The 22,315-nt window shown below is 63.9% G+C and carries 32 protein-coding genes and 1 pseudogene; 23 read left to right on the top strand and 10 right to left on the bottom strand.

Annotation, left to right across the window (positions count from 1 at the left end; translation table 11 throughout):
• Positions 1-104 precede the first annotated feature (104 nt).
• Positions 105-755, top strand: a complete 651-nt coding sequence (locus tag ACVWYO_RS12770; RefSeq protein WP_457351313.1) for a PRC-barrel domain containing protein — start codon at positions 105-107, stop codon at positions 753-755.
• The gene (locus ACVWYO_RS12775) at positions 752-1,177 is read left to right on the top strand and encodes a pyridoxamine 5'-phosphate oxidase family protein (protein WP_457354989.1); all 426 of its coding nucleotides are present in this window, start codon (positions 752-754) and stop codon (positions 1,175-1,177) included. Before ACVWYO_RS12770 ends, ACVWYO_RS12775 begins: the two co-directional genes overlap by 4 nt.
• A gap of 9 nt (positions 1,178-1,186) precedes the next feature.
• On the opposite strand, the gene ACVWYO_RS12780 is transcribed toward ACVWYO_RS12775, so the two are convergent.
• Together ACVWYO_RS12780 and ACVWYO_RS12785 are read right to left on the bottom strand one after the other, a co-directional pair.
• Positions 1,187-2,065 (bottom strand): DUF4886 domain-containing protein, encoded by an 879-nt coding sequence (locus ACVWYO_RS12780; RefSeq protein ID WP_457351315.1) that lies wholly within the window; start codon positions 2,063-2,065, stop codon positions 1,187-1,189.
• A 132-nt stretch (positions 2,066-2,197) separates the two neighbouring features.
• Entirely contained in the window at positions 2,198-2,461 is a 264-nt protein-coding gene (locus tag ACVWYO_RS12785; RefSeq protein WP_457351317.1) for a DksA/TraR family C4-type zinc finger protein, read from the bottom strand.
• A gap of 147 nt (positions 2,462-2,608) precedes the next feature.
• On the opposite strand from ACVWYO_RS12785, the gene ACVWYO_RS12790 reads away from it, so the two are divergent.
• From ACVWYO_RS12790 to ACVWYO_RS12835, 10 genes are all read left to right on the top strand, one after another.
• A complete protein-coding gene (locus tag ACVWYO_RS12790) occupies positions 2,609-2,890 on the top strand; it encodes a CsbD family protein (RefSeq protein ID WP_457351319.1) in 282 nt (93 codons plus the stop codon).
• Between the two features lie 77 nt (positions 2,891-2,967).
• Positions 2,968-3,231, top strand: a complete 264-nt coding sequence (locus ACVWYO_RS12795; RefSeq protein ID WP_457351321.1) for a hypothetical protein — start codon at positions 2,968-2,970, stop codon at positions 3,229-3,231.
• A gap of 121 nt (positions 3,232-3,352) precedes the next feature.
• Complete coding sequence (locus tag ACVWYO_RS12800) at positions 3,353-4,444, top strand: extracellular catalytic domain type 1 short-chain-length polyhydroxyalkanoate depolymerase (RefSeq protein ID WP_457351323.1); 1,092 nt, start codon at positions 3,353-3,355, stop codon at positions 4,442-4,444.
• A 75-nt stretch (positions 4,445-4,519) separates the two neighbouring features.
• The gene (locus tag ACVWYO_RS12805) at positions 4,520-6,034 is read left to right on the top strand and encodes a cation:proton antiporter (protein WP_457351325.1); all 1,515 of its coding nucleotides are present in this window, start codon (positions 4,520-4,522) and stop codon (positions 6,032-6,034) included.
• Positions 6,035-6,100: 66 nt separating this feature from the next.
• Complete coding sequence (locus ACVWYO_RS12810; RefSeq protein WP_457351327.1) at positions 6,101-6,553, top strand: DUF4126 domain-containing protein; 453 nt, start codon at positions 6,101-6,103, stop codon at positions 6,551-6,553.
• On the top strand, positions 6,550-7,944 hold the full coding sequence (locus tag ACVWYO_RS12815) for an FAD-containing oxidoreductase (RefSeq protein ID WP_457351329.1): 1,395 nt from the start codon (positions 6,550-6,552) through the stop codon (positions 7,942-7,944). The genes ACVWYO_RS12810 and ACVWYO_RS12815 overlap by 4 nt, the downstream gene beginning before the upstream one ends.
• Entirely contained in the window at positions 7,944-8,246 is a 303-nt protein-coding gene (locus ACVWYO_RS12820; protein ID WP_457351331.1) for a UBP-type zinc finger domain-containing protein, read from the top strand. The genes ACVWYO_RS12815 and ACVWYO_RS12820 overlap by 1 nt, the downstream gene beginning before the upstream one ends.
• A gap of 290 nt (positions 8,247-8,536) precedes the next feature.
• Positions 8,537-9,388 carry a glycosyltransferase family A protein gene (locus tag ACVWYO_RS12825; RefSeq protein WP_457351333.1) on the top strand — a complete coding sequence of 284 codons (852 nt, stop codon included), beginning with the start codon at positions 8,537-8,539 and terminating at the stop codon, positions 9,386-9,388.
• Positions 9,389-10,188: 800 nt separating this feature from the next.
• Positions 10,189-11,541 (top strand): IS1380 family transposase, encoded by a 1,353-nt coding sequence (locus ACVWYO_RS12830; RefSeq protein ID WP_457348490.1) that lies wholly within the window; start codon positions 10,189-10,191, stop codon positions 11,539-11,541.
• Between the two features lie 211 nt (positions 11,542-11,752).
• Complete coding sequence (locus ACVWYO_RS12835) at positions 11,753-11,866, top strand: LacI family DNA-binding transcriptional regulator (protein WP_457351335.1); 114 nt, start codon at positions 11,753-11,755, stop codon at positions 11,864-11,866.
• Positions 11,867-11,887: 21 nt separating this feature from the next.
• On the opposite strand, the gene ACVWYO_RS12840 is transcribed toward ACVWYO_RS12835, so the two are convergent.
• From ACVWYO_RS12840 to ACVWYO_RS12850, 3 genes are read right to left on the bottom strand one after another with little or no spacing between them, the layout of a single operon-like run.
• Positions 11,888-12,820, bottom strand: a complete 933-nt coding sequence (locus ACVWYO_RS12840; RefSeq protein WP_457348219.1) for an IS5 family transposase — start codon at positions 12,818-12,820, stop codon at positions 11,888-11,890.
• 9 nt (positions 12,821-12,829) lie between these two features.
• On the bottom strand, positions 12,830-13,096 hold the full coding sequence (locus ACVWYO_RS12845) for a hypothetical protein (RefSeq protein WP_457351337.1): 267 nt from the start codon (positions 13,094-13,096) through the stop codon (positions 12,830-12,832).
• A gap of 51 nt (positions 13,097-13,147) precedes the next feature.
• Positions 13,148-13,528, bottom strand: coding sequence for a phage terminase large subunit family protein (locus tag ACVWYO_RS12850; protein WP_457351339.1), 381 nt, complete (start codon positions 13,526-13,528; stop codon positions 13,148-13,150).
• A 262-nt stretch (positions 13,529-13,790) separates the two neighbouring features.
• Here ACVWYO_RS12850 and ACVWYO_RS12855 point away from each other — a divergent pair, with 262 nt between their 5' ends.
• Together ACVWYO_RS12855 and ACVWYO_RS12860 are read left to right on the top strand one after the other, a co-directional pair.
• Positions 13,791-14,045, top strand: coding sequence for a type II toxin-antitoxin system HicA family toxin (locus ACVWYO_RS12855; RefSeq protein WP_457351341.1), 255 nt, complete (start codon positions 13,791-13,793; stop codon positions 14,043-14,045).
• A 50-nt stretch (positions 14,046-14,095) separates the two neighbouring features.
• Positions 14,096-14,437 carry a type II toxin-antitoxin system HicB family antitoxin gene (locus ACVWYO_RS12860; protein ID WP_457351343.1) on the top strand — a complete coding sequence of 114 codons (342 nt, stop codon included), beginning with the start codon at positions 14,096-14,098 and terminating at the stop codon, positions 14,435-14,437.
• A gap of 67 nt (positions 14,438-14,504) precedes the next feature.
• On the opposite strand, the gene ACVWYO_RS12865 is transcribed toward ACVWYO_RS12860, so the two are convergent.
• The 4 genes from ACVWYO_RS12865 to ACVWYO_RS12880 form a co-directional block, all read right to left on the bottom strand.
• On the bottom strand, positions 14,505-14,762 hold the full coding sequence (locus tag ACVWYO_RS12865; RefSeq protein WP_457351345.1) for a hypothetical protein: 258 nt from the start codon (positions 14,760-14,762) through the stop codon (positions 14,505-14,507).
• Entirely contained in the window at positions 14,731-15,312 is a 582-nt protein-coding gene (locus tag ACVWYO_RS12870) for a hypothetical protein (RefSeq protein ID WP_457351347.1), read from the bottom strand. The genes ACVWYO_RS12865 and ACVWYO_RS12870 overlap by 32 nt, the downstream gene beginning before the upstream one ends.
• Before the next feature lie 57 nt (positions 15,313-15,369).
• Positions 15,370-15,576 carry a hypothetical protein gene (locus ACVWYO_RS12875; RefSeq protein WP_457351348.1) on the bottom strand — a complete coding sequence of 69 codons (207 nt, stop codon included), beginning with the start codon at positions 15,574-15,576 and terminating at the stop codon, positions 15,370-15,372.
• Between the two features lie 294 nt (positions 15,577-15,870).
• The gene (locus tag ACVWYO_RS12880) at positions 15,871-16,410 is read right to left on the bottom strand and encodes an HNH endonuclease (RefSeq protein ID WP_457351350.1); all 540 of its coding nucleotides are present in this window, start codon (positions 16,408-16,410) and stop codon (positions 15,871-15,873) included.
• A 173-nt stretch (positions 16,411-16,583) separates the two neighbouring features.
• Between ACVWYO_RS12880 and tnpC the strand changes: the two are divergent.
• A pseudogene (gene tnpC, locus ACVWYO_RS12885) lies at positions 16,584-17,249 on the top strand (IS66 family transposase); the annotation flags it as partial.
• Between the two features lie 182 nt (positions 17,250-17,431).
• Here the strand turns inward: tnpC and ACVWYO_RS12890 are convergent.
• Entirely contained in the window at positions 17,432-18,550 is a 1,119-nt protein-coding gene (locus ACVWYO_RS12890; protein ID WP_457351352.1) for an AAA family ATPase, read from the bottom strand.
• 26 nt (positions 18,551-18,576) lie between these two features.
• Here ACVWYO_RS12890 and ACVWYO_RS12895 point away from each other — a divergent pair, with 26 nt between their 5' ends.
• Genes ACVWYO_RS12895 through ACVWYO_RS12930 form a run of 8 tightly spaced genes read left to right on the top strand, consistent with a single transcriptional unit; the run spans position 18,577 to position 22,191 of the window.
• A complete protein-coding gene (locus tag ACVWYO_RS12895; RefSeq protein ID WP_457351354.1) occupies positions 18,577-18,879 on the top strand; it encodes a hypothetical protein in 303 nt (100 codons plus the stop codon).
• Positions 18,880-18,881: 2 nt separating this feature from the next.
• On the top strand, positions 18,882-19,667 hold the full coding sequence (locus tag ACVWYO_RS12900) for a lambda exonuclease family protein (protein ID WP_457351356.1): 786 nt from the start codon (positions 18,882-18,884) through the stop codon (positions 19,665-19,667).
• Positions 19,664-20,311 (top strand): hypothetical protein, encoded by a 648-nt coding sequence (locus ACVWYO_RS12905; RefSeq protein ID WP_457351358.1) that lies wholly within the window; start codon positions 19,664-19,666, stop codon positions 20,309-20,311. The genes ACVWYO_RS12900 and ACVWYO_RS12905 overlap by 4 nt, the downstream gene beginning before the upstream one ends.
• Positions 20,311-20,571: a hypothetical protein gene (locus tag ACVWYO_RS12910; RefSeq protein WP_457351360.1), complete on the top strand. Its 261-nt coding sequence runs from the start codon at positions 20,311-20,313 to the stop codon at positions 20,569-20,571. Before ACVWYO_RS12905 ends, ACVWYO_RS12910 begins: the two co-directional genes overlap by 1 nt.
• Entirely contained in the window at positions 20,564-21,166 is a 603-nt protein-coding gene (locus tag ACVWYO_RS12915) for a hypothetical protein (RefSeq protein ID WP_457351362.1), read from the top strand. Before ACVWYO_RS12910 ends, ACVWYO_RS12915 begins: the two co-directional genes overlap by 8 nt.
• Entirely contained in the window at positions 21,163-21,321 is a 159-nt protein-coding gene (locus ACVWYO_RS12920) for a hypothetical protein (protein ID WP_457351364.1), read from the top strand. The genes ACVWYO_RS12915 and ACVWYO_RS12920 overlap by 4 nt, the downstream gene beginning before the upstream one ends.
• A complete protein-coding gene (locus tag ACVWYO_RS12925) occupies positions 21,318-21,821 on the top strand; it encodes a hypothetical protein (protein ID WP_457351366.1) in 504 nt (167 codons plus the stop codon). Before ACVWYO_RS12920 ends, ACVWYO_RS12925 begins: the two co-directional genes overlap by 4 nt.
• A gap of 4 nt (positions 21,822-21,825) precedes the next feature.
• A complete protein-coding gene (locus ACVWYO_RS12930) occupies positions 21,826-22,191 on the top strand; it encodes a hypothetical protein (RefSeq protein ID WP_457351368.1) in 366 nt (121 codons plus the stop codon).
• Positions 22,192-22,315: the final 124 nt, after the last annotated feature.

A 22,315-nucleotide genomic window follows, 5' to 3' on the forward strand; every position in this document is an offset into this window, starting at 1 on the left:
ATTAACTTCGCTCAAGGCACCCCTTATTCCAGCGCGGGAGCTGGACACATTGCCGATCCTGGCCGTTACGGCGCGCAGTACTTTTGGCGAAAGGTCCGTTCGATATGGCGACGCTCGGCGACATTGCCGGCTGGGTGGCACCGGTAGCGACGATGATCGCGGCGGTGATGACCGCCGCCAATATTGGCACGCGCGTGACGGGCTGGGGGTTCATCGTGTTCACGATCGGTTCGGTTGCCTGGTCGAGTGTTGCGATCGGCACGGGGCAGCAGAACCTGCTATGGACCAACGGCTTTCTGACGCTGGTCAATCTTGTCGGCATCTGGCGTTGGCTCGGGCGCCAGGCGCGCTATGAGGATGGCAGCCGCGCAGCCGCGACGCGCAGCCAGGCCGCGCGCGTCCCCAGCCTGTTTTCGATCGGTGCGATCACCGGTGCACGGCTCACCGGGCGCGACGGCGCAGTGATCGGCACGGTGGTCGATGGCATGATGCGGTGTAGTGACTCGGCGCTCGCTTATGTCGTGATCAGCGAAGACGGGGTTGGCGGCGTCGGCGAACGGCTGCGAGCGTTGGATCCGGGCGAGGTGCGCTTCGCTGCCGAGGGTCCGATCTGCGACCTCGACGCCGCGGCGCTTTCACGGCGACCATTGCTCGAGCCCGGCGCCTGGCCGGTTTCGCTCGCGGCGCTGGCGGAACCCTCGCCGCGACCGCCGGTTATCGCCATGACACAACAGGAGAGCAGCCGGTGCCGATGACCCTCGAGGATCTTTCCGCGGCGATGCGCAAAATCGACTTCACGATGCTGACGACGGTCGCGCCCGACGGCGGCCTTGCCGCGCGTCCGATGAGCAACAATGCCGATGTCGATTATGATGGCGACAGCTATTTCTTCGCCCTCGACGACACGCAGACCGTCGGCGAGATTGCGGCGAACCCCAAGGTCGGGCTGACGCTGCACGGCAATTCGGGACTGCTCGGCAAGCCGCCCTTGTTCATCGCGGCGGCGGGCGAGGCCGAGCTGATCCGCGACAAGGCGATGTTCGCCGAGCATTGGAATCCCGACCTCGAACGCTGGTTCGAGCAGGGCGTGGACACGCCCGGGCTCGTGCTGATCAAGGTCCATGCCGAACGGCTCCATTACTGGAACGGCGAGGATCAAGGCGAGGTCCGACCGTAAGGCCTCGCGTTACCGTCGCGGACGCGTCTCGGCGGCCAACTGGTCGTGCGCGACGCGTTGCAGCGCGGTGGCCTGCGCCGGGGACAGGCCAAGCTCGTCGGCGGCGCTCTCCCCCTTGCCCAGCGTCAGCGGATCGACTCCAGTGATGCGCCCGAATACGACCAGCGCCTCGAGATAATAGCCGTACACGCTCGCATGATATTGGTCGTAGCTCCACAGATCGAGCTTGCCAAAGGCCACGCCGTCATAGGGATTGGCGTCGGCTACCCCGTTCAGGATCGCGCGGTTCCACGCCTCGCCGACGGGCAGCACGCCGAGCCCGTGCGTTGCGACGCGCGCGCGGTTGGCGGCGCCACGCAGATCGAGCGCCATCGCGGTGATCGGGTGGCCGTACCAATGCCCGCCTGGTCGATAGGTCTCATCGGCGCGGCTCCATGTCGCCATCAGTTCGATCTGCACCGCGGGATTGTAGCTTCGGAACAAGCCGGCGAGGCGCGGCACGCTGCGCAGATAGCCGCTGGCATCGCCAGGGCGTTCGCTGTCGAGGGTGCTGAATTCCTGGAGCACGACGACGTCCCACGCGCGTTCGAACAAAGCGCGACGCTCGTCATAATGAAAGGCGAGCGTCTTACCGCCCTGCGTTTCGAGACTGACCGCGTAATTGAGCCCAGCCTCCTCGGTGAATTCCTTGAACAGCGCCGGCACGCCGCCATAGCCGTCACGGTTGAGATCGACGACATTGCCGGCATGCCAATTCCGCACCGGCGAATGCGCGCCTTGCGTGAAGCTGTTGCCGATGAAGAGGATCGTACGCTGGCGCGGTTGCGCGGCGGCAGGGGTGACCGCGCACAGCGCCAACACCATGGCAAGCGCCCTGAAGCCGTTCATCGTCATCTTGCCCCTGTCCCGTCGATCCCGGTGCGGCCCTATCGGCAATGTCGCGACCGACTGCAACGCATCGTTCGGGAAAGTGACAGACAGGCGAGGACTCAAGGGTACCCGCCCGCTCCGACCGCGGATCTAGCGCAGCTGGCTATCCTTGCTGCCGCGCCGGTTGATCCCGACGCTGCGGATCTGCGCGTCGCGCTTCGACTGGCAGGCGATGCACGTGCGTGCACCGGGCAGCGCCTTGCGGCGCGCTTCGGGAATATCCTCGCCGCACTGCGCGCAATAAAGCGCGGCCTCGCCCGCGAGCAATTGTGCCCGCGCCGCGGAGACTGCGTCCGCTACCGTGTCGTCGATCTGATCCTGTATCGCGCCGTCCTGCGCCCAGCCGTTCGCCATGTCCGTATCCCATTGTCGATGATACGAAATAGGGAGCGCCCGACGCTTTTCCACCGGTGTCCGGCTTTGTGTCGGGACCTTCTGCCGCAAATGCTCGTTATCGCCGCACGCGCGCCAAGACCGGCACAGCGCATGGAAAGGTCGATTATGAACAGCACGACGTTCAAGGGTGAAGCTCAGGATCTCGGTGGCGCCGTCAAGGAAGCCGCAGGCAAGCTGACGGGCGACACGTCGCTGCAGGGTTTGGGCGTTGCCGATCAGGTCGTCGGGAATGCCAAGCAGGTTGCCGGCGCCGCGGTCGATGCCGTCTCGAACCCAGGTCCGCTGCTCGACAAGGCCCGCACCTTCGCGCGCGAGCGGCCCTATGCTACGGCGGCGTTGGTCGGCGTGCTGGGTCTCGCCGTGATGAACACGCTGCGCGGCAAGTAACACCCGATCGCCACCGTGCCGCGACGGCACGGTGGCGAATCGCTGTTGGAGGTACAAAGGCAATCGAACGGCAGACTATGGGTGAAATCGATCGACTCGTTCCCTCCGGCCTGGTCGAGCAATGGGCAATGCATCTGCGCCGCGAACGCTCGCGCGCCAGCGACGCGCTCTGGCTGATCGAGAATGGCTTTTCGATCCACGACGGTCGCCATGGTGTCCCGACCGCCGATGCGACCGAGCGCCATCGACGCGAGCTCGAAACGACGGTGCGCGAAGTTGCGCTTTTGCTCGAGCAATATGACGCAATCAATCTGCGCGGCACGCCCGATCCAGTCGGCTAGCGAGTCCGCATCGCGACGCGATCACAGCAAGCCACGTCTTTTTCTTCATTGTGCACTGCAGCATAATCCCTATCTCTAGGAACCAGCCGGCAGTTTGCGGGCGCTATCGACGAGGCCCGGAATGCGGCGCATCTCAGACACGCTCGCCCGCATGGCGGCATATTCCTATCCGGCCAACACCCCCGACATGCCCAGCCGGCTGACACCGCTCGCCGATTTCGGCAGCGATCCTGGCGCGCTCGGGTCATATTGCTACCTGCCGCCCGATCTCCGGCCCGGCGCGGCCCTGGTGGTCGTGCTGCACGGCTGCACGCAAACCGCCGCGGGGTACGATCAGGGCAGCGGCTGGTCGGCGCTCGCCGACCGCGAGGGCTTTGCCTTGCTCTATCCGGAGCAGCGCCGCGCCAACAACATGAACCTCTGCTTCAACTGGTTCGAGCGCAGCGACATTGCGCGTTCGGGAGGCGAGGCGCAGTCGATCGCGCAGATGGTCGAGACGATGATCGCGACGCATCAGCTCGACCGCAATCGCGTCTTCGTCACTGGTCTCTCGGCGGGCGGCGCGATGGCGGCGGTGATGCTCGCCACCTATCCCGATCTGTTCGCGGCGGGGGCGATCATCGGGGGGCTGCCCTATGGCGGCGCGACGGGCATGTTGCAGGCGCTCGACCGGATGCGCGGGCACGGCGCCGCGAGTGCCGCCGAAGCCGCCGACGCGGTGCGCGATGCCGCCGGGCGGGTCCCGCGCCGGCTTCCTGCCGTGTCGATCTGGCAGGGTGATGCCGATCGGACCGTCGTGCCGCTCAACGCCGATCAGCTCGCAGGACAGTGGCGCGCCGTGCATGGCCTGTCCGCGGCGCCGAGCGAGACGCGAGGCGGCCCGAACTGGGAGCAGCGCGTGTGGCGCGATACAACAGGGCGTGCCGCGGTCGAGCAATGGATGGTGGCGGGAATGGGCCACGGCGTGCCCATCGATCCCGCCGGTCCCGAAGGGCTCGGCGAGGCCGGCCCGTATATGCTCGATGTCGGGCTTTCGAGCAGTCGCGCGATCGCCGAGTCGTGGGGATTGAGCCGCGCGAGCGGCGGCGCGAAACCCGAGCCGCGCGCGGACCGCGCAACCGCGCGCCCGGCCAGCAATGGCGTGGAAGATCCGGCGAATGGCGTACAGGCGATCATCGCGCGTGCGCTGCGTGCCGCGGGCCTGTTGCATTAAGCCGGCTGCCGACCTCGGCCGGCGGGTGGCCGTGCTGTGGCTGACACCTCCCTCATCGCTTGATACCCTCACCCGATGACCTTCTTCGAAAGCCTGTTGGCGCTCCTGTTTGCGGCGATCGTGTCGCTCCAGGCGTCGCGCCGCCTCAACCTGCCCTATCCCGCGATGCTCGCGATGGGCGGGGTGATCGTCGCCTTCATCCCCGGCGCGCCGACGATCGCGATCGATCCCAGCACCGTGCTCGCGCTGTTCATCGCGCCAGTGCTGCTCGACGCGGCGTTCGATTTTCCGCTCCATGCCGCGCGGCGCCTATGGCGCCCGCTCTCGATCCTCGCGGTGGGGGCGATCCTTGTCACGACCGCGACGGTCGCCTGGATCGGCGTGGCGTTTGTCGGCTTGCCGCTCGCCGCGGCGGTGGCGCTCGGCGCGATCGTCGCGCCGCCCGATGCCGCGGCGGCGACCGCGGTGCTCGGCACGGTCTCGCTGCCCAAGCGGACGATTGCGGTGCTCAAGGGTGAAAGTCTGTTCAACGACGCGACCGCGCTATTGTTGTTCGGCGCCGCGCTCGCGGTGCAGGCGAATGGCGGGTTCGGCACCGGCGTCGCGCTGCGGCTGGCGTTTGCCGCGCCGGGCGGGATCGTGCTCGGCATCGCCAGCGCGTTCGCCTTCCAGTGGCTCGGCAAGTTCGTCGCGGGGACGCTCGGCGGCAACATCCTGCAGTTCATCAACGCGTTTGCGGTGTGGATCGTCGCCGAGCATCTCGAACTCTCGCCCGTGCTCGCCGTGGTCGGCTGCGCGATGACGATCGCGCGCGCCGGCGGCGACGGCTCGCCGCGGATGCGCGTCCACAGCTTCGCGGTCTGGGCAACAGTGGTGTTCCTGTTCAACGTGCTCGCCTTTCTGCTGATGGGCATGCAGGCGCGGTTGATCGTCGCGCGGATGAATGCGGTGCATCTGTGGGATTCGCTCGAGGTCGCCGGCGTCGTGATCCTCGCGGTGATCGGCGCGCGGATCGTCGTGGTGATGGGGTGGAACCTGCTCGCGGCGCGCTTCGCCGCGGTGCGCGGCGACCTTTCGCCGCCGACGCTGGCGCAGGGCGTCTTCGTGTCGTGGTGCGGGATGCGCGGGCTGATCACGCTGGCGACCGCCTTCGCGCTGCCGACGAATTTCCCGCAGCGCGACGTCGTCGTGCTGACCGCGTTCGCGGTCGTGCTCGCCACGTTGATCGTCCAGGGGATGACGCTCGCGCCGTTGATCCGCTGGCTGGGGCTTGATTCGGTCGATGATCCCGACGCGGAACTCGCCGACGCGCGGCGTGACCTGGCGAAAGCGGGTGCCGCTGCGCTCGGCGATGTCGAGGGGCGTGAGGCCGATCAGTTCCGCTATGCCTATTCGATGCTCGGCACCGCGGGCGAGAAACGCTATCGCACGGTCGGGCTCAAGGGCATCGCCGCCGAGCGTGCGCGGCTTGAGACATTGCGGGTCGATGGTGCGCTTGGCGATGAAAGCTATTACCGCCTGCAGGAAGAGGTCGATTGGCGCGAACTGTCGCTGCTTCCCGAGGGCGAGCGCCGCATCGAGGAAAGCTAGGACTCGTTTGACCGCACGCGGTGCGCATGGGAGGGATGGGGCGTCTCCGCTCGAAGGACCTGCCCCATGATCGTGCTCGCCTTCCTGATCGGTCTCATTGCGGGGTCGAGAACGATGCTCGCGCCCGCCGCGATCGCCTGGGCCGCAACGCGCGGACTTGCACTTGACGGCAGCTGGCTCGCCTTTTTCGGGTGGCGCTTCACCCCCTGGATCTTCTCGCTGCTCGCGCTTGGCGAGTTCGTCGGCGATGTCTTGCCGACCACGCCGAGCCGGAAATTGGCCGGGCCATTCGGCGCGCGGTTGGTGAGCGGCGGCATATCGGGCGCGGCGATCGGGGTCGGCGCCGGGATGCCGCTGGTCGGGCTGGGGCTCGGGCTGGTTGGTGCGGTGGCCGGCACGCTTGGTGGCGCAGCGCTGCGGACGCGCCTGGCGGTGGCGTTCGGGCGCGACCTGCCCGCCGCGCTGATCGAAGACGCGGTCGCGCTGGCGGCGGCGGCAGTCGTGGTGGTCGCGCTGTGACCCGCCAGTTTGACGCGATCATCATCGGCGCAGGGCAGGCGGGGCCGCCGCTCGCCGGGCGGCTCACCGCGGCTGGCATGACGGTCGCGGTGATCGAGCGCAAGCTGGTCGGCGGGACGTGCGTCAATACCGGCTGCATGCCGACCAAGACGCTGGTGGCGAGCGCCTATGCCGCGCATCTCGCTCGGCGTGCCGCCGATTTCGGCGTGCAGGTGGGGGCGGTGACGATCGACATGCCCGCGGTCGCGGCACGCGCGCACAAGGTGACGCTCGATGCGCGCGAGGGGAACGAGCGCTGGCTGGCGAAGATGGAGCGGCTGACCTTCCTGCGCGGCCATGCGCGCCTCACCGGGCCCACCACCGTGAACGTCGATGGCGCGGAACTGTCCGCGCCGCGCATCTTCCTCAACGTCGGCGGTCGCGCCGCACTGCCCGACATGCCGGGCGTGGGGGATGTGCCGCATCTCGACAATACCGACATGGTCGCCTTGGCGCAGGTTCCCGAGCATCTGGTCGTCGTGGGTGGCAGCTATATCGGGCTGGAATTCGCGCAGATGTACCGCCGCTTCGGCGCGGCGGTGACGGTGGTCGAGCGCGGCGACCGCGTGATCGCGCGCGAGGACCCGGAGATCTCCGACGCGGTCCGCCAGATCCTCGAGGACGAAGGCATCGCGGTCCGCGCGGGCGCGACCTGCATCGGCTTCGCACCGCACGCAGCAGGGGTGGCGGTGTCGGTCGATTGCCATGACGGTGAGCCGGTTGTGATCGGCAGCCATGTTCTCCTCGCAGTGGGTCGGCGCCCCAATACCGACGATCTCGGTCTCGATGCGGCGGGCGTAAAGACCGACGCGCATGGCTACATCACCGTCGATGAGGGGTTGCAGACCACTGTCCCCGGCATTTGGGCGCTCGGCGATTGCAATGGGCGCGGCGCCTTCACGCATACCGCCTATAACGATTTCGAGATCGTCGCGGCCAATCTGCTCGATGGCGAGGACCGCAAGGTCAGCGCGCGCGTCCCGGGCTACGCGCTCTACATCGACCCGCCGCTCGGCCGCGTCGGCATGACACAGACGCAGGCCGCGGCGTCGGGCCGCCCGATCCTGGTCGCGATCCGCCCGATGACGCGCGTCGGCCGCGCGGTCGAGAAGGGCGAGACCAAGGGGATGATCAAGATCGTCGCCGATGCCGAGACCAAGCGTATCCTCGGTGCCGCGATCCTCGGCACGGGCGGCGACGAGGCGATCCACGGCATCCTCGACATGATGAACGCCGATCAGCCGATCGATATGCTGCGCTGGGCGGTGCCGATCCACCCGACCGTTTCCGAGTTGATCCCGACCGTGCTCGAAAGCCTCGCGCCGCCGGGCGCCGACGCGAAGGAAGCGTGATGTCCGGGAGCTGCGACCATATGGCGACGGTCAACGCCGTGACGCCGAGCGCGAAGGGATGCGAGGAGTGCCTCGCGATCGGGAGCGCGTGGCTGCATCTCCGGCTGTGTCGCAGCTGCGGTTATGTCGGCTGCTGCGACGATTCGCCGTATCGCCACGCCACCGCGCACTTCCACGCGACGCATCATCCGATCATCGAGGGCTATGACCCGCCCGAAGGATGGGGCTGGTGTTACGTCGATCGCATCATGGTCGATCTGCCCGACCAGACACCGCAGCGGGGGCCGATACCGCGCTATTAGGGATGGGGGGCACCCGGCAGGATTCGAACCAGGGACCGCTATTTTCGGAGGGCAAGGTCGAATGTCGCTCCAGAGATCAAAAGCGCGGTCGGTCGCGTACTCATGGCGGAACAAGCGCAGAACGTCTTTGCTATATGGTGTATTCGAATCGAGCGCACCGGATTTCAAGCTTTCATTTGCCGGGTGTTTCCAACCCGCTTACCGATAGGTCTTGCATTTGTGCTACCGCAACATTCGGGGGAGGCGCATTGTTGCGTCTTAGGGGCGCGAGACGCAGGAGCGGCGGTTCTATGCAAAGCTGGGAACACGATATGAGTATCGCATCCGCACCCCCAATTCCTGTATTTTTCATCAGTTTCAACCGTGGACGGATGTTGGAACGCGCGGTGGCGGCTATCCGTCTGCAGCGCATGCCTGTTCAGGTCATCGTGCATGATAATGGGAGTTCTGACCCAGAAACCCTTGAGGTCCTTAAAAAGTTAGAATCAAGCGGAACCATTATCTACCGATACAGCCCTATTGATACTGCAGAACAGCTCAATATGGTCAATGATAGCGTGGCCCGCTATTTTTCGCAATCGCGTGAGATGTCTGATTATATTGTTAGCGACTGCGATATCGATATGAGTGTCGCCTATCCCGATGCTCTCGACATGTATCAATTAATCTTGCGGAAATTCGAAAACGTCGAATGCGTGGGTCCAATGTTACGCATTCGCGACATTTCGATAGACTATCCGCTACGTAACCGAGCACTTAACAGGCATATCGAACAGTTTTGGCGCCATGTACCGCAATTTTCCGAAATAGATGGCCGAAAATATGCTTATCAGGAGGCCACCATTGATACGACCTTAGCTATGCATCGCAGCGGAGAACCTTTTCGTCGGCTCAAAAAAGGTATCCGGCTTTATGAGCCGTTCGAAGCATTGCATTTGGATTGGTATGTTCCTTCGCACGACGATATAGAAATGAATGAGTTTTACGCTAATACATCGAAATATTCCATATCTCATTGGAATAATATATCGGAATTAAGTATTCATAAGGATGATACTCTTATATTTGATACTTTTAACTACATAGAAATAGGCGGTGACGGGGGTATGGAGGTCAGGCAAAATCAGATAGGCTCAGATTAGTTGGAGCGTGAATTGTGGCATCTTTGCATATCGTCGTGTTTGAGCCGGCTCCTTTTGGTGTTCGAGCTGAAAAATAGCGCTGCTAAAACACAGATGTGCTTCACCAAAAACATGCGAGTTCGAGCGAGCTTTTGTCCCCAGTGCCGCTACTGTCCGGCCCATTAAGTTCCTCAAGGATATAGTGCCCTACACGACTGCAGCGCCAGACACATCTATCCGAACAGGGGACCCTAGCCAGTCGCACCTGACTACGAACCCGATCGAAAGCTATGCTGTTCAAGAATGTCTAGGGTGCACCCGGCGTGAATGCGATGGGCACTCAGATCATTGGGAAACCTCACTCCTAAGGGCAGCTTGATGCCTGCTATGCCCCCATTTTCGGCCATCAACGTCGAGTTGCCAGTCCCTGCAATCCGTCATTCTTTAGGGATCAGGTGCCGACCAAGTTGGGCGTTGGGTACACAATCGGGTGGCGAACAATCATCTGCCGTTCTGCCGCCCAGGCTGAGTGGCGGTCGGGCCTTGCGTAGCAACATCCGTCGGAGGCCAATCTGCATCGTCGAGAAGCGCGGTTCGGGTTAGACTGACAGCACCCGCGAAAGCTGTCATACCCGAAATCACCGGCGCTTCCTGTCAATTGCGCCATCCCCATTCGACGGTGGCCCAATAACGGTCTAGCCCGGATTATTCATCGGGAGCCCAAATCGGTGGTGGCGATCGTGGTCTAAGTCTCTGGTTTGGAGTAGAGAAAGGGTGCTTACGCCATCCCTCTGCTCCAGACAGAAAGTGCCACGACCGCCATGGCTGACGATAGCGGGTTCTCCTTTACCTTCCCAGCCATTCGTGGTCGAAAAATCACCGCCGCGTTCGACGGCGGTCGGCTGACGTCGGACGGCGGCGTGCTACTGCTCGCACAGGCCGAGCGGCGGTTGGGGATCGCGGATCGGCTCGCCGCCTGCATCGCTGATCCGCGCGATCAGGGTCGGGTGATCCACCGGGTCGCCGACATCTTGCGCGCCCGCATGCTGGCGATCTCGTGTGGGTATGAAGACGCCGACGATCTCGACACCCTGCGGCATGATCCAGGGTTCAAGCTGGCGCTCGGCAAACTGCCGGGTGATCCGTTCGGGCTGGCCAGCCAGCCGACGATGAGCCGGTGGGAGAACGCGCCGACTACGCGCGAGTTGATCCGTCTGACCGGCACGCTGGTCGACCTCTATTGCGCGAGCTACCCCGTGCCGCCTGCGGCGGTGACGCTCGACATCGACGATACCGTCGACGTCGTACACGGCGCGCAGCAGCTCTCCTTCTGGAACGGGCACTACGGCGAGCGTTGCTTCCTGCCGATCCATGTCTACGACACCGCTACCGGGCGGCCGGTTGCGATGCTGCTGCGCACCGGCAAAACGCCGTCGGGCAAGGAAGTCGCCGGCCATGTTCGCCGGCTCGTGCGACGTATCCGTCGCCACTGGCCCGATACCCGGATCACGCTGCGCGGCGATGGTCATTACGGTCGGCCAGAGCCGATGGCCTGGTGCGAGGCGAACGGCATCGACTACATCTTCGGGCTGCCCGGCAACCGCACGCTCCACGCCGATCCCGTCATCGTCCGGGAAGGCGATGCCTGCGCGACCGACCGGGCATTGCAGGGACTGGTCGAACTACGGCGTTACGCAGAGACGCGCTACGCTGCGAAAACCTGGGGGAATACCGAACGTCGCGTCGTTGCTCGCATCGAGGCGAGCAGCCTCGGCCTCGACATCCGCCTCGTTGTCACCTCGCTTGCCGAGGGCAGCGCTGAACGGATCTATGACACGCTCTACTGCGCTCGCGGCCAGGCGGAAAACCTGATCAAGCTGCATAAAACGCAGCTGAAGAGCGACCGAACCTCCTGCTGCTCGGCCAACGCCAATCAGATGCGGCTCATCCTTCACACCGCCGCCTACTGGCTGATGTGGGCCGTGCGGCACGCTATGCCCGCAACCGCCACGCTCCGCACCGCCGAGTTCGCGACCATCCGCCTGCGGCTGCTCAAGGTCGCCGCGCGCGTCGTCGAAACCGCCAGCCGCATCCGCATCGCCTTCGCCAGCGCATACCCCGATGCCGCACTGTTCCGATCCATCGCGCTCAATCTGCGCACCGCGGGCCCATGATCGATGCGGCAGTGGCCGCCTAACGAACCCCGCCCATCAACTCCGCCCCAACCTGTGAAACCGCGATGAGACAGGCGCTTCGGACCCATGCGCCCTGCCTGCGGCTATACGACGCCTGCGCTAACCCATCGGCTGAGAAACGCTGCCGGTGAATAGATCAGGCTAGGCGTCGTACCGAACCCGCTCGAAGCGGCAGACGGATCGAAGAACAATGAAGTCGCCTACCACCGAGGATGTCTCCCGTCTGGCCGGTGTCTCAGTCATGACGGTGTCCCGCGTTTTCAACCACGAGCCGGCTTTGTTGCATAATTACGCGAGAGCATGACCGACGTTTTACTTGAAGATGTTATTGGATGCGGACGGTCACCGGCGTTCCTATTTCGGAGAACCGATTGAGAATTGCAGCACGGACTTTGAGCTCGGTAATCTGACGATCGAAGGTGCGGGCGACAACGCGCTGGCCCAGGAGTTTGAAGCAGTGCATTTTGGTCTCGACCAGACTGCGGCGATGATAGCCGCTCCACTTTTTCCAGATTGCGCGACCAAGCCGCTTTGTCGCGCGTAGCGCTCCATTGCGTGCATCGACGCCGGGACCGCCTTCTGCCCATGGTTGCCCGTTGCGGCGGACCGGGATGACCGCATCGGCACCGCGCCCGGCAATAGCGGCATGGCAGTCCCTGGTATCATAAGCGCCATCTCCGCCGACGCTGAGTATCCGCTCGTCTCCGGGAATTTGCGCCAGGAGAACGGGCAGCGTCGGTGCGTCACCAATGGCATTCGTCGTGACCTCAATGGCCCGGATATCCAGCGTCCCAGCATCAATCCCGAGATGCACCTTGCGCCACTGGCGACGGTAGGACGGTCCGTGTTTGCGCGTCTTCCACTCGCCTTCTCCCGTCATTTTGATCCCGGTGCTGTCGACCAGCAGATGCAGTCCGCCCGAGCTGATCCGCCCGCCGAGGTTGACCTTCAACGTCTTCTGCCGTCGGCACAGCGTCGTATAATCCGGCACCGACCAATCCAGCCCCGCCATTTTGATCAGGCTCGAAACCAACCCCGTCACTTGCCGCAAAGGCAGGTTGAACAGCGTCTTCAGCGTCAGGCACAGCTCTATCGCGCTGTCTGAAAACCGCATCGGGCGACCAGGGCGACCACACGGCTTCGAAAGCCAGTGCATCTCCGGATCAAACCATATTTCCAGCGACCCACGCCGCTTCAGCGCCGCATTATACTCAGGCCAGTTCGTCGTACGATACACAGGTGCGGCAGGTTTGGGCATTACGCCTATCTATACCGCTCGATTCCCTGCGTGAATCCCCGCCATCAGTTTTGCAACAAAGCCCATGCAGATCGGGTTCTTGATCCGGTTGATCGCGCGGCGGGCGTACGGCGTCTTCGAAAAGGCGCGCAGGTTGCGCATCGTCGGCTTGGCGACTGCCTGCTTGGCAGGCCGCATCCGTCCGAAGCCGAACGTCGCCGGGGTGATCTCGGTATGGCGCTCCGGCGCTTTGCGGCGTCGACCAATGCCGAGGCGTTTCAGGATACCGTCGGCCATGGGATCAAGCCCAGCTGAACTGGTGGCCGGCGTCCGCCAGCATCAGTTCGGTCAGCGCCCAACCAGCGCGTCCAGACGGTCGGGAGAGCCGCCGCCCTGGAATCCTGCGGTGGTGGTCATGGTCATCTGCTCTTCCATGTCAGCGAACACGCCGAGGTGATGGACCTTGCCCTGTTCGTAGAGCGCTGCGATCGGCTCGGCGCGCAGGTGCTTGCCGCGGGTGGCGTTGACGAGTTTGACAGGCAGGTTCGGCGCTGCAGAGCGCAGCACCGATTCGACCATCGCGCCGCCGTAATTACGCTCGGCGGCGACGCGATCGGCGCCGTAATATTCCGCAGCGCGGGCGACGACCTGAGCCCATCCATCTGGCGAAAGGCGGCAAGTCTTGTCGGCGAGGACATAGGCGTGACCGTCGGTCGCGAGTGCAGCCACGATGATACCTTGACCTTGGGCAAGGTGCGCAGGCTGCGGCATCGGCGTCTCTCGCGACAGGGGACCGGGCAAAAAGAAACCCCCGAAGCCGCGCGGCGCGCGGGCAACTCTAAGAACTTGCTCTTTATGCCTGATGTCGCGTCCGGATTGCAAGGGGTTTTATGGACGAGAGCGGGATTTGTTCTAGCGCGCGCTTTGACATTCTGCACCTGCGCTAGCATAAAACGCTTGCATTGTACGAGTGCAAGCGTAATATGCTTGCATGAACAGCAAGCACTCCCGCACCCTCACAGCCATCTTCACCACCCCGGTGTCGGGAACGATTGCATGGTCCGACATCGAATCGCTGCTCGTGGCAGTCGGTTGCAATGTCATCGAGGGCAATGGGTCGCGCGTTCGTTTCGAGCGGGACGGCGTGATCGCCAGCTTTCATCGGCCGCACCCGGCCAAGGAAGCGAAGCGGTATCAGGTCAAGGATGCTCGAGAGTATCTCGCAAGGCTCGGCGCGGCACCCTGACGGTGCCCGCAGATCCAGAATATCAACCCATCCTGATGTGGGAAATTGAAATGACCGTTTTGAGCTACAAGGGCTACGCCACCACCGTCGAGCTTGACCTCGACGATAACATCCTGGTCGGTCGCCTGATCGGCATCGACGACGTGATCGGATTTCATGCCGAGGATCTGGCGAGTTTCGTCGCCGCGTTTCATGAGGCCGTCGACGATTATGTGGAGACCTGCGCCAAGGTAGGTAAGACGCCGCAGAAGCCGTATTCCGGCAATGTAATGTTTCGGATCGATCCCGGAGTTCACGCTCGCGCGGTGCTAGCCGCGAAGGTGTCGGGGAAGAGCCTGAACGCATGGGGCGAATCGGTGCTGCGCGTCGCGGCAGATCAGGCTATGGGTTGATCGGCCGTGAGCATTAGTCGCAGCGTCTACTACAGACGCTGTAGACGATGCGACTGGACGGGCTGGTTCACGCGTCGACGCCCACCGACCGATCCGCCCCCACAACCCGATCCGCCCCGTTCTCGGTCAGCACGACCTTGCGAAATTCCTCGGCATTCCACGCGTTCGGGAAGCCAACGAGCGCGAGATAGAACTGCGACCCGACGGGGAATACCTTGATCACCATCGCGCGCGCGCCGAGGACGGGGTGCCTGTCAGTCGGATCCTCACCAGACAGATCGCTGCACCAGTCATCATTGATGCACTCGGCGATGTCGCCCGGCACCCAGGTCAAACGTCTTGCGCATGTCGTCCGGGATGAAGTTGGCCGCGAACCGGAAATTCTGCCGCGCCTCGACCTGCGCCGGCGTCTTCCCGCCATGCCCGTACGCCTTCTCGCCAGGGATCTGTTCGCCCCAAGCCGCGCCAGTCGGCGACAGGTCAAACCCGCAGCCCTCCCAGGCCTTGCGATACCACAGGCAGGCCGGGAAGGTGTCGTCGTCCAGGACGCCGCGCTTGTGCAGTGCGATGATGCGGCTGTGCTGGACGCGGCGCAGCGTCGGCACCGTGCGGACCGCGCCGTCGGTCTTGTCCGGCGTGTAGGGTTCGAACTCGCCCGTTCGCAGCAATTCCGGCGTCGGCATGATCGCCGTGTCCGCGAGGTTCGCCATCTTCCCGGCCTTGACCTCGCGCGTCGCGTCTTGCCGCTTCCGTTCCGTCTTCGACCCGGCCCGATCGCGGCGCAGGATCGCGTCGACGCGTGCCCGTTCCCTGTCCTGCAACTCGGCAATCGAAGGCCGAACCCCCGAATCCCCGTTATCCCCCGCAAGTGTCATGCCAACTTCACTCCTAAATCTTCGCCCGCTCGAAATTCGTTTTCAGGTCCCGTAAAATCACCCGCTCGGTTTGCGCTCGCCGTGCACCCGCTCCGCCAGTATGATCAGCTGCTCTTGGTCGACCCAGCTCGTCAGCCATGCCGGATCGATCGCCACGAACCCGCGGTCGTGCCAGCCGCGCTTCGCCATCGCGCGGGCGGCGTCCGGGTCGGGATCACGCATCGAACCGGCGTGCGCGGCAAGGGAGGACCGCAGTTGCGTCATGCCGCGTCTTCCTCGCGGTCGTGGTCGTGGCGCACGGCGCGCTGGGGCGTGGGCGTCAGCTGCCCCTTGCAGCCTCCCCAACACGGCCCGGGCGTTTCCGCCTGCGTGGAGCAGGGGATGCAGGACCAGGGCATGGGCTGGCGGGTCATGGCAGCCGCCTCCAACCGTATCCGCGACACACCCGGCAGGTTTCAGGCCAGCCGAAGATGCGGTCGATTACTCCGAGCGGCCAGACCTTCCCGGTCTGCTTGCAGTTTGCGCAGGGCACGGCTGTGGGCTGGCGGGTGCGGGCGGTCATCGGTAGAACGCCCCCTGCATATTTTCAGGTAGCGCCCGCATCCGCGCATTGACCAGCAGCAGCCAAATTAGCTCGCAGCCCGTAGGCAGATCGTTCTGCTTTTGGGCGTTACAAGCGCTGTGCGCCGCTACGACGTTGAAGCGATTTGTGCCGCCGAGATCGCGCGGGATCATGTGATCGATGCTCGGTCGGAGCGTATCCGACTCCCGATCACGCTCATCAAGATATTTACCGCAAAGCGCGCACAAGCTGCCCTGAACAAGTATGAGGATCAGCCGCCTATTATCCGATTCCTGCTTATCTTTCGGGAACCAGACATCGCTGTTCAAAGCGCGCGTTGGGCGCCTGCGTTGCCATGACGAGCGGCAATTCCAGCGGCTAACACGAACCGGATCTTCTCGCGCCGCAGGGCGCAGACGAATGCTTTTCTCGACGGGCTCAGCACGCTGCACGACAGCCTTGCGCAGACGCTCGACACGCGCCGCGATAACGGCCTGCCGCGCCTTGCGAGCGGTGCCGCCGTGGTATGTGCTCAACGGGGAGCTATTCGCTTCCCACCGGTGCGCGCGCCCGCTCATTCCCCGAGCCCCTCAACCACATCGGCGGGGAGGGCAGTTTGGCGGGCCGGACAGGTCGTACAGGGTATATATACCCCTGTCCGGCCCTGTCCGCCTGTCCGGATTGGAACGGACAACCTGTCCGTAAGCGTGGCTATGGTGCGCTGTATCGAGACGGGCGCTTGCCCGGTTCAGTGCGCGAGGCTGGTTGCTTCGCGCACGCCCGGCGCAAGTTCTTCGAGCTCGCCGATGTCGCGGGTGCCGCTCGCAAGAAGAGCCGCGGCGAACACGCCGGCATGATCTACCCGATTGCGCTGGAGGCGGTGCGACGGCTCGATACCCTGTTCGACATCGAGCGTGAGATCAACGGCAAGCCTCCCGCCGATCGCCTGGCCGCGCGGCAGCAGCGCAGCGCGCCGGCAATGAACGAGCTTCAGGCCTGGCTCACCGCCCAACACGCGACGTTGTCGCGCAACCACGACCTCGCCAAGGCGATCAACTACATGCTGCGGCGCTGGGGTGCGTTCACCCGGTTCCTCGACGATGGCCGGGTCTGCCTCTCCAACAATGCTGCCGAGCGTGCGCTTCGCTGCATCCCGCTCGGCCGCAAGGCGTGGCTGTTCTGCGGTTCCGATCGTGGCGGGCAGCGTGCCGCGATCCTCTACACCCTCATCCAGACCGCGCGGCTCAGCAACGTCGATCCGCAGGCCTGGCTTGCTGACGTCCTCGCCCGTATCGCCGATCATCCCGCCGTCCGGCTCGACGAACTCCTTCCCTGGAACTGGTCACCCTCGAACCAGGTCGCAAAAGCCGCCTGATGGCCACCCCGTCCGTGGTGTTCACCAGTCGCTACGCCGCAAGCCGACTCCGCGTCGATCTCGACCTCATCGAGGACTGGCCGAACAGATGTCACCCGAGGACGGCTGCCTCAGCATCGTCGACAGCCTCGATGAAACAGCCGAGTCCGTCACCGCATTCACTCGTCGGGGCCTCGATCGCCTCACCGAAATGCTCGATGAACGACGCTCGCAGTTTCTGCGAGATAGCTGAGACAACGCGGTCCTCGCCGGATGGATACTGTTTCAGAGCCGAATGCGAGGGACTGTACGGGCACGTTATGCCCGCCACGCGAGCCCGTATCGGCAAGCGTTTGAGCAAGCTGCTCGAGCGCCACTTTCTGCCCGTCAGACAGCTTGTCCGCCTTCCTGTCCGGGATGATTTGGCTGTTACTGCCGACGACCACACACGAGGTCACGGGCCGGCCCTTTTCATCCTCGCCAAGCTCGACAACCTTAAGTTCGAATACGACCGGCGCTGCTGGCTCAGCGTCCTTCTGTTTAGTTACCTTGGCCTGCTTAGGACCGCCCTTGTCCTCGACGAGGATGATCGTGTCGCATGCACCCCATAGCGATCCGTGGCCGCGGGGGGTCTCGTTGGCGCTGTCTTTCGGACGATGGTGGATGACCATCGTAGCGCACGAAAACATGTGCTGGAGCCGCCCGACGTTGTTGATGTAGGACACCATGTCCGAGCCGATCTCGTCGCCGCCGCCGAACGTGCGGGAGAGGGTGTCGATGACGATCATGCCGACCGGGAGATTGTAGCGCTCAGTCACGCTCTGGATCGTCGCGATAACCTTGGCGAGGTCGCCTTCCGCCTCCAACAGGTTCACCTCGACCGGGATCAAGCCGAAAGGCAGCTCATGCACGCCGTGGTGCTTCTTGAAGGCTGCCACGCGCTGCCGGAGTCCGCGCTGTCCCTCGGCACCAATATAGACGACCAAGCCCTGCACGACGTCACGATCACGCCATGCCGCGCCCTGTGCTATGTGAAGCGCCATATCGAGGGCAAAGAAGCTCTTGCCGCAGCCAGGGTGCCCGTAAACAAGGCAAAGGCCCTGAGAGGGTATCAGTTCTTCGACCAGCCAGTTTGCCTCAAGCTGGGCGTCGATCTGGTCGAACCACTCGAACGGAAGCAAATCACCGGCGACCGGGGCCGCCGCACCGACGATGCTTAAGATATCTTCTGGAACATAATCCGCGTTCTCCACATCCTGAACCCATCCCGGCATTTCCTGCCAGCCAGGGTCCTGCTCATCACCGCGGAAATTCACCTGCACAACATTACCGCGCTGCTCGCTCCCTAATGCTCGATAGGCTTCCTTGTGGTCGCCGTTGTGCTTGTAATGCGCATATCGCCCAGGCAGAACGTGATCGCGTCGCCGAGCAGGAGCGCCAGCGCGAGGCCCGCGAAGCTGCTGATCGCGCCGCCGCGAAGAGGCTTGCCGACGAGCAGGCTGCGCGCGAGGCTAACAAGGCGCACCGCGCCCGCGTAAAAACTGCCGCCAAGCAGGCAATCATGACGTGCGGCGCGGACGAAGAGACGGCGCAGAAGATCGTACTGGCGATTATCGCCGGTGAGGTTCCCGCTGTCGCGCTGGCGTTTTGACGATGGACAGCTTCAATCCGTTCGATCCGGACTATCGCGAGCCGGAAACGTCCGATGGCGACGAGACCGACGTGTGCGGGCTTCGGCCGGTCGCGACGCATGCCAGCAAGGCCGTCTATCACCGCGACCTTATCCAAGGCAGCGACGAGTGGCTAGCGCAGCGTCTCGGCGTGCTTACCGCCAGCGAGATGCGCTACATCCTGACGGTCAAGTCGCTCAAGCCAGCGGACAACGACAAGACCCGCGCGCACATCTGGGAACTTCTGTTCCAGCGACTGACAGGGTTCATCGAGCCGCATTACATGTCCGATGACATGCTGCGCGGGCACGACGACGAGATCGAGGCGCGGCTGCAATACGCCAAGCACTTCGCGCCAGTGGAGGAAGTCGGCTTCGTCACGAACGACCAGTGGGGCTTCACGATCGGATACAGTCCCGACGCGCTAGTCGGCGAGGACGGGCTGATCGAGTGCAAGTCGCGCCGCGGCAAGTTCCAGGTGCAGACAATCGCCGAGAATGAGGTGCCCGAGGAATACGTGCTGCAATTGCAGACCGGGTTGCTCGTCACCGGCCGCAAGTGGATCGACTTTATCTCGTACAGCGGCGGGCTTCCGATGTTCGTTAAGCGCGTCGAGCCTGACCTACTGATCCAAGGCGCGATCGTCGCCGCAGCAACTGCCTTCGAGATGAAACTTGCCGACAAAGAGCGTGAATACCGCGCCTCACTCACCACCATGGCGAAGGTGATCAACACCGAGCGCCGCGTTGAAATGGAGATGCACCTGTGAACGACATGAGCAGCACGATCGTCGCGAAAAGCGACCAGATCAACGCCGCCGACCTGATCGGGAACCCGCGCACCATCACGGTCAAGGAAGTCCGCATCAAGGCAGGAGACGATCAGCCGGTATCGGTGTTGATCGAGGGCGACAATAAGGCTTTCCGCCCATGCAAGGGCGTTCGCCGCCTGATGGTGCGCGTCTGGGGCGCCGACGCCAGCCAGTATATCGGGCGTTCGATGACGCTGTTCTGCGACCCTAGCGTGACGTGGGCGGGCAAGGAAGAAGGCGGCATCCGTGTCTCGCACATGAGCGGGCTCGACGAACAGATCGTCGAATACATGCGGACTAGCCGGGCCGCAACCAAGCCCTACAAGATCCTGCCCTTGGCCCAGCGCCGTCAAGCCGAGACCGAACCGCTCTTCACGTTCGCAATGGCGAAGGCCGACCTTGAGAGCGCCGCCGATCTGCCCGAGCTGGAGATGCTGTGGAAGCGCAAGATCATGGCTCCGTATCGTGCGTCGCTCGGCGAAGTGCTGACCGCACGTAAGAATGCGCTGACGCCTATGTTCGACGACGTGCCATTCGAACCCGAAGGCAAGCCCGACGCTGACCACGGCGAAGGCTTCACGGACGAGCAGGGGGACAGCTAATGCCCCACTTCCCCCAGCACCCCTTCGACCGCCCCACAGTCCGCCGCACGGGCTCGGGCACCATCCACAGCGCGGCGGATCGCAACATCTACGACAAGTGGCGTGACGATCGTCAGCGCATCGACTGGGGCCGCACGCATGTCGCTGGCGACCGTGGACGGCGCGCACCGTTCCAGCGCGGGCTGGTCGAGCGCCTTCTCTCCGCCATCGCCGCGCCGTTCCGCGCCCGCTCCACCGAGGATGGATACGACTATGACTGATATTGCGCAAACTGCCGCCGGATATTTCGAACGATACCAAGCTGCGCTAGCAACCGGGGCGCTCAAGCAGGGTGTCTGGAACAGCGAGCAGGACGGACGTCACGTCGCCTGCGCGCTCGGTGTTCTCGGCGACAAGGTTTCGTCCGCATCGCAGTGCCCTGCCACCGTCATGCCGCGCTGGCTTGCGCAGATGGTGCCTTGGCTATTCGACAATCAGGCCGAGGATAAGGCGCTTGCTTGGGGCCTCGATTTCGCCGCCGAACTGAAGAGACTCAATGGCGGCGTGCCGTTCTCGGTCGTCTATGATTGGCAAGGCAACGTCGCGTGCCAGATGGGGATCGATGCCGCCGAGAAACGCGGTCGCGATACCGCGTCACACGTCGCGCTGCAGGATCTCCACCGACGCGCGCTGAAAGGCGATATCGCGCCGGCCGACGAGTGGCGGCCGATTCTCCGCGACGCCTACGCCAACGCCTACGCCGACGCCAACGCCTACGCCTACGCCAACGCCAACGCCAACGCCAACGCCTACGCCGACGCGATCAATCGCCTTGCGGTCGGTCTGGTCGAGTGCCTGAGCCGGGTGCCCGCATGACTAACACTCCCGAAGCCGCGCCGATGCGCGAGGATGTGACGCAGAGGCGGCCGAACCTGATCATTGAACGCGATTACTGGCGTGATCCGGTTCAAGTATTTGCGGGTGCGGCGTGGTTGGTCATCGGCATTGTATTGGGAGTTTTGTTCTCGTGACGCAGGTAATCCAAGCCGATCGCGATCGATTGGCCGACCATCTAAATCCGGAGGGATTGCCCGAAGAACCCGGCGGCTGGGTGTATTCAGTCCGTCATGGGGACGAGGATAGCTATTCCTTTCTGAAGCTGCTTGCCAGCCACCGCCTCGCCCACACCGCCCGCCCCGACGCCGGGGATGAGGTCGAGCGGGTGGCGGAAGCTATCGGACGTGAAGACGAGCGCATCAAGCGGATCAATGAGTCTGCCGCTGCACGCCAACCACCGAGCGAGCATGTCGGGCGAATGGAAGCCGATAAATACCTTGCCCGCGCCGCCATCGCCGCCATGCGCGAGGGGGTGGACCGGGGGATGGTGGAGCGGGAAGGGCATAAGGATGCAGCCTTCATCGCAAAGCTGGTCGACGAGCAGATCGAACGCGAGGGCTCGTTCTCGTCGTTCATGATCCGCGCCGGGCTGCTGCAAGAGTTCCTCGCCGCCCTCTCGCGCAAGGGAGGGTGAGGGGATGGGTGAGGAACAAAAGCCGCGCCCGTACCACGAGTGGCACGAAGACATCGGCCCCGTGCTCTGGTGGATGTGGCCGATCGAAGAAGCTCCCTATGTCGGCTCGCCGCTTGACTGCGGGCATACCGTCGAGCTTGGCCTTGATCTGGCGGCATCGGACGGGAGCCGCGAGGCGGGCAAGATGCGGATGAGCGTCGGCGGCTGGCCATGGTGTGACGCGGACGACGAAACCGAGGCGCGCCTGTTCTGGACGTCACTACCTGACGCCAACGCGCTCGACGTTGCGATCCGCGATTACATCAGGGGCGGGCCTGATCCTATGAATGATCCCGCCCTCGCCACGGGCAGCAAGGAGGGCGGGGAATGACGGGGGGTAAACCGACAACGCAAAGGAATTGCCAGTGAGTAGCTTAAGCGACCTGGCGCGGCATTGGTCGCGCTCGACGGAAAAAGGGAAGGGTGTTCGCATCGAGGCTGCAGGGCTCGACCTC

Source organism: Sphingomonas sp. UYP23 (assembly GCF_054059235.1).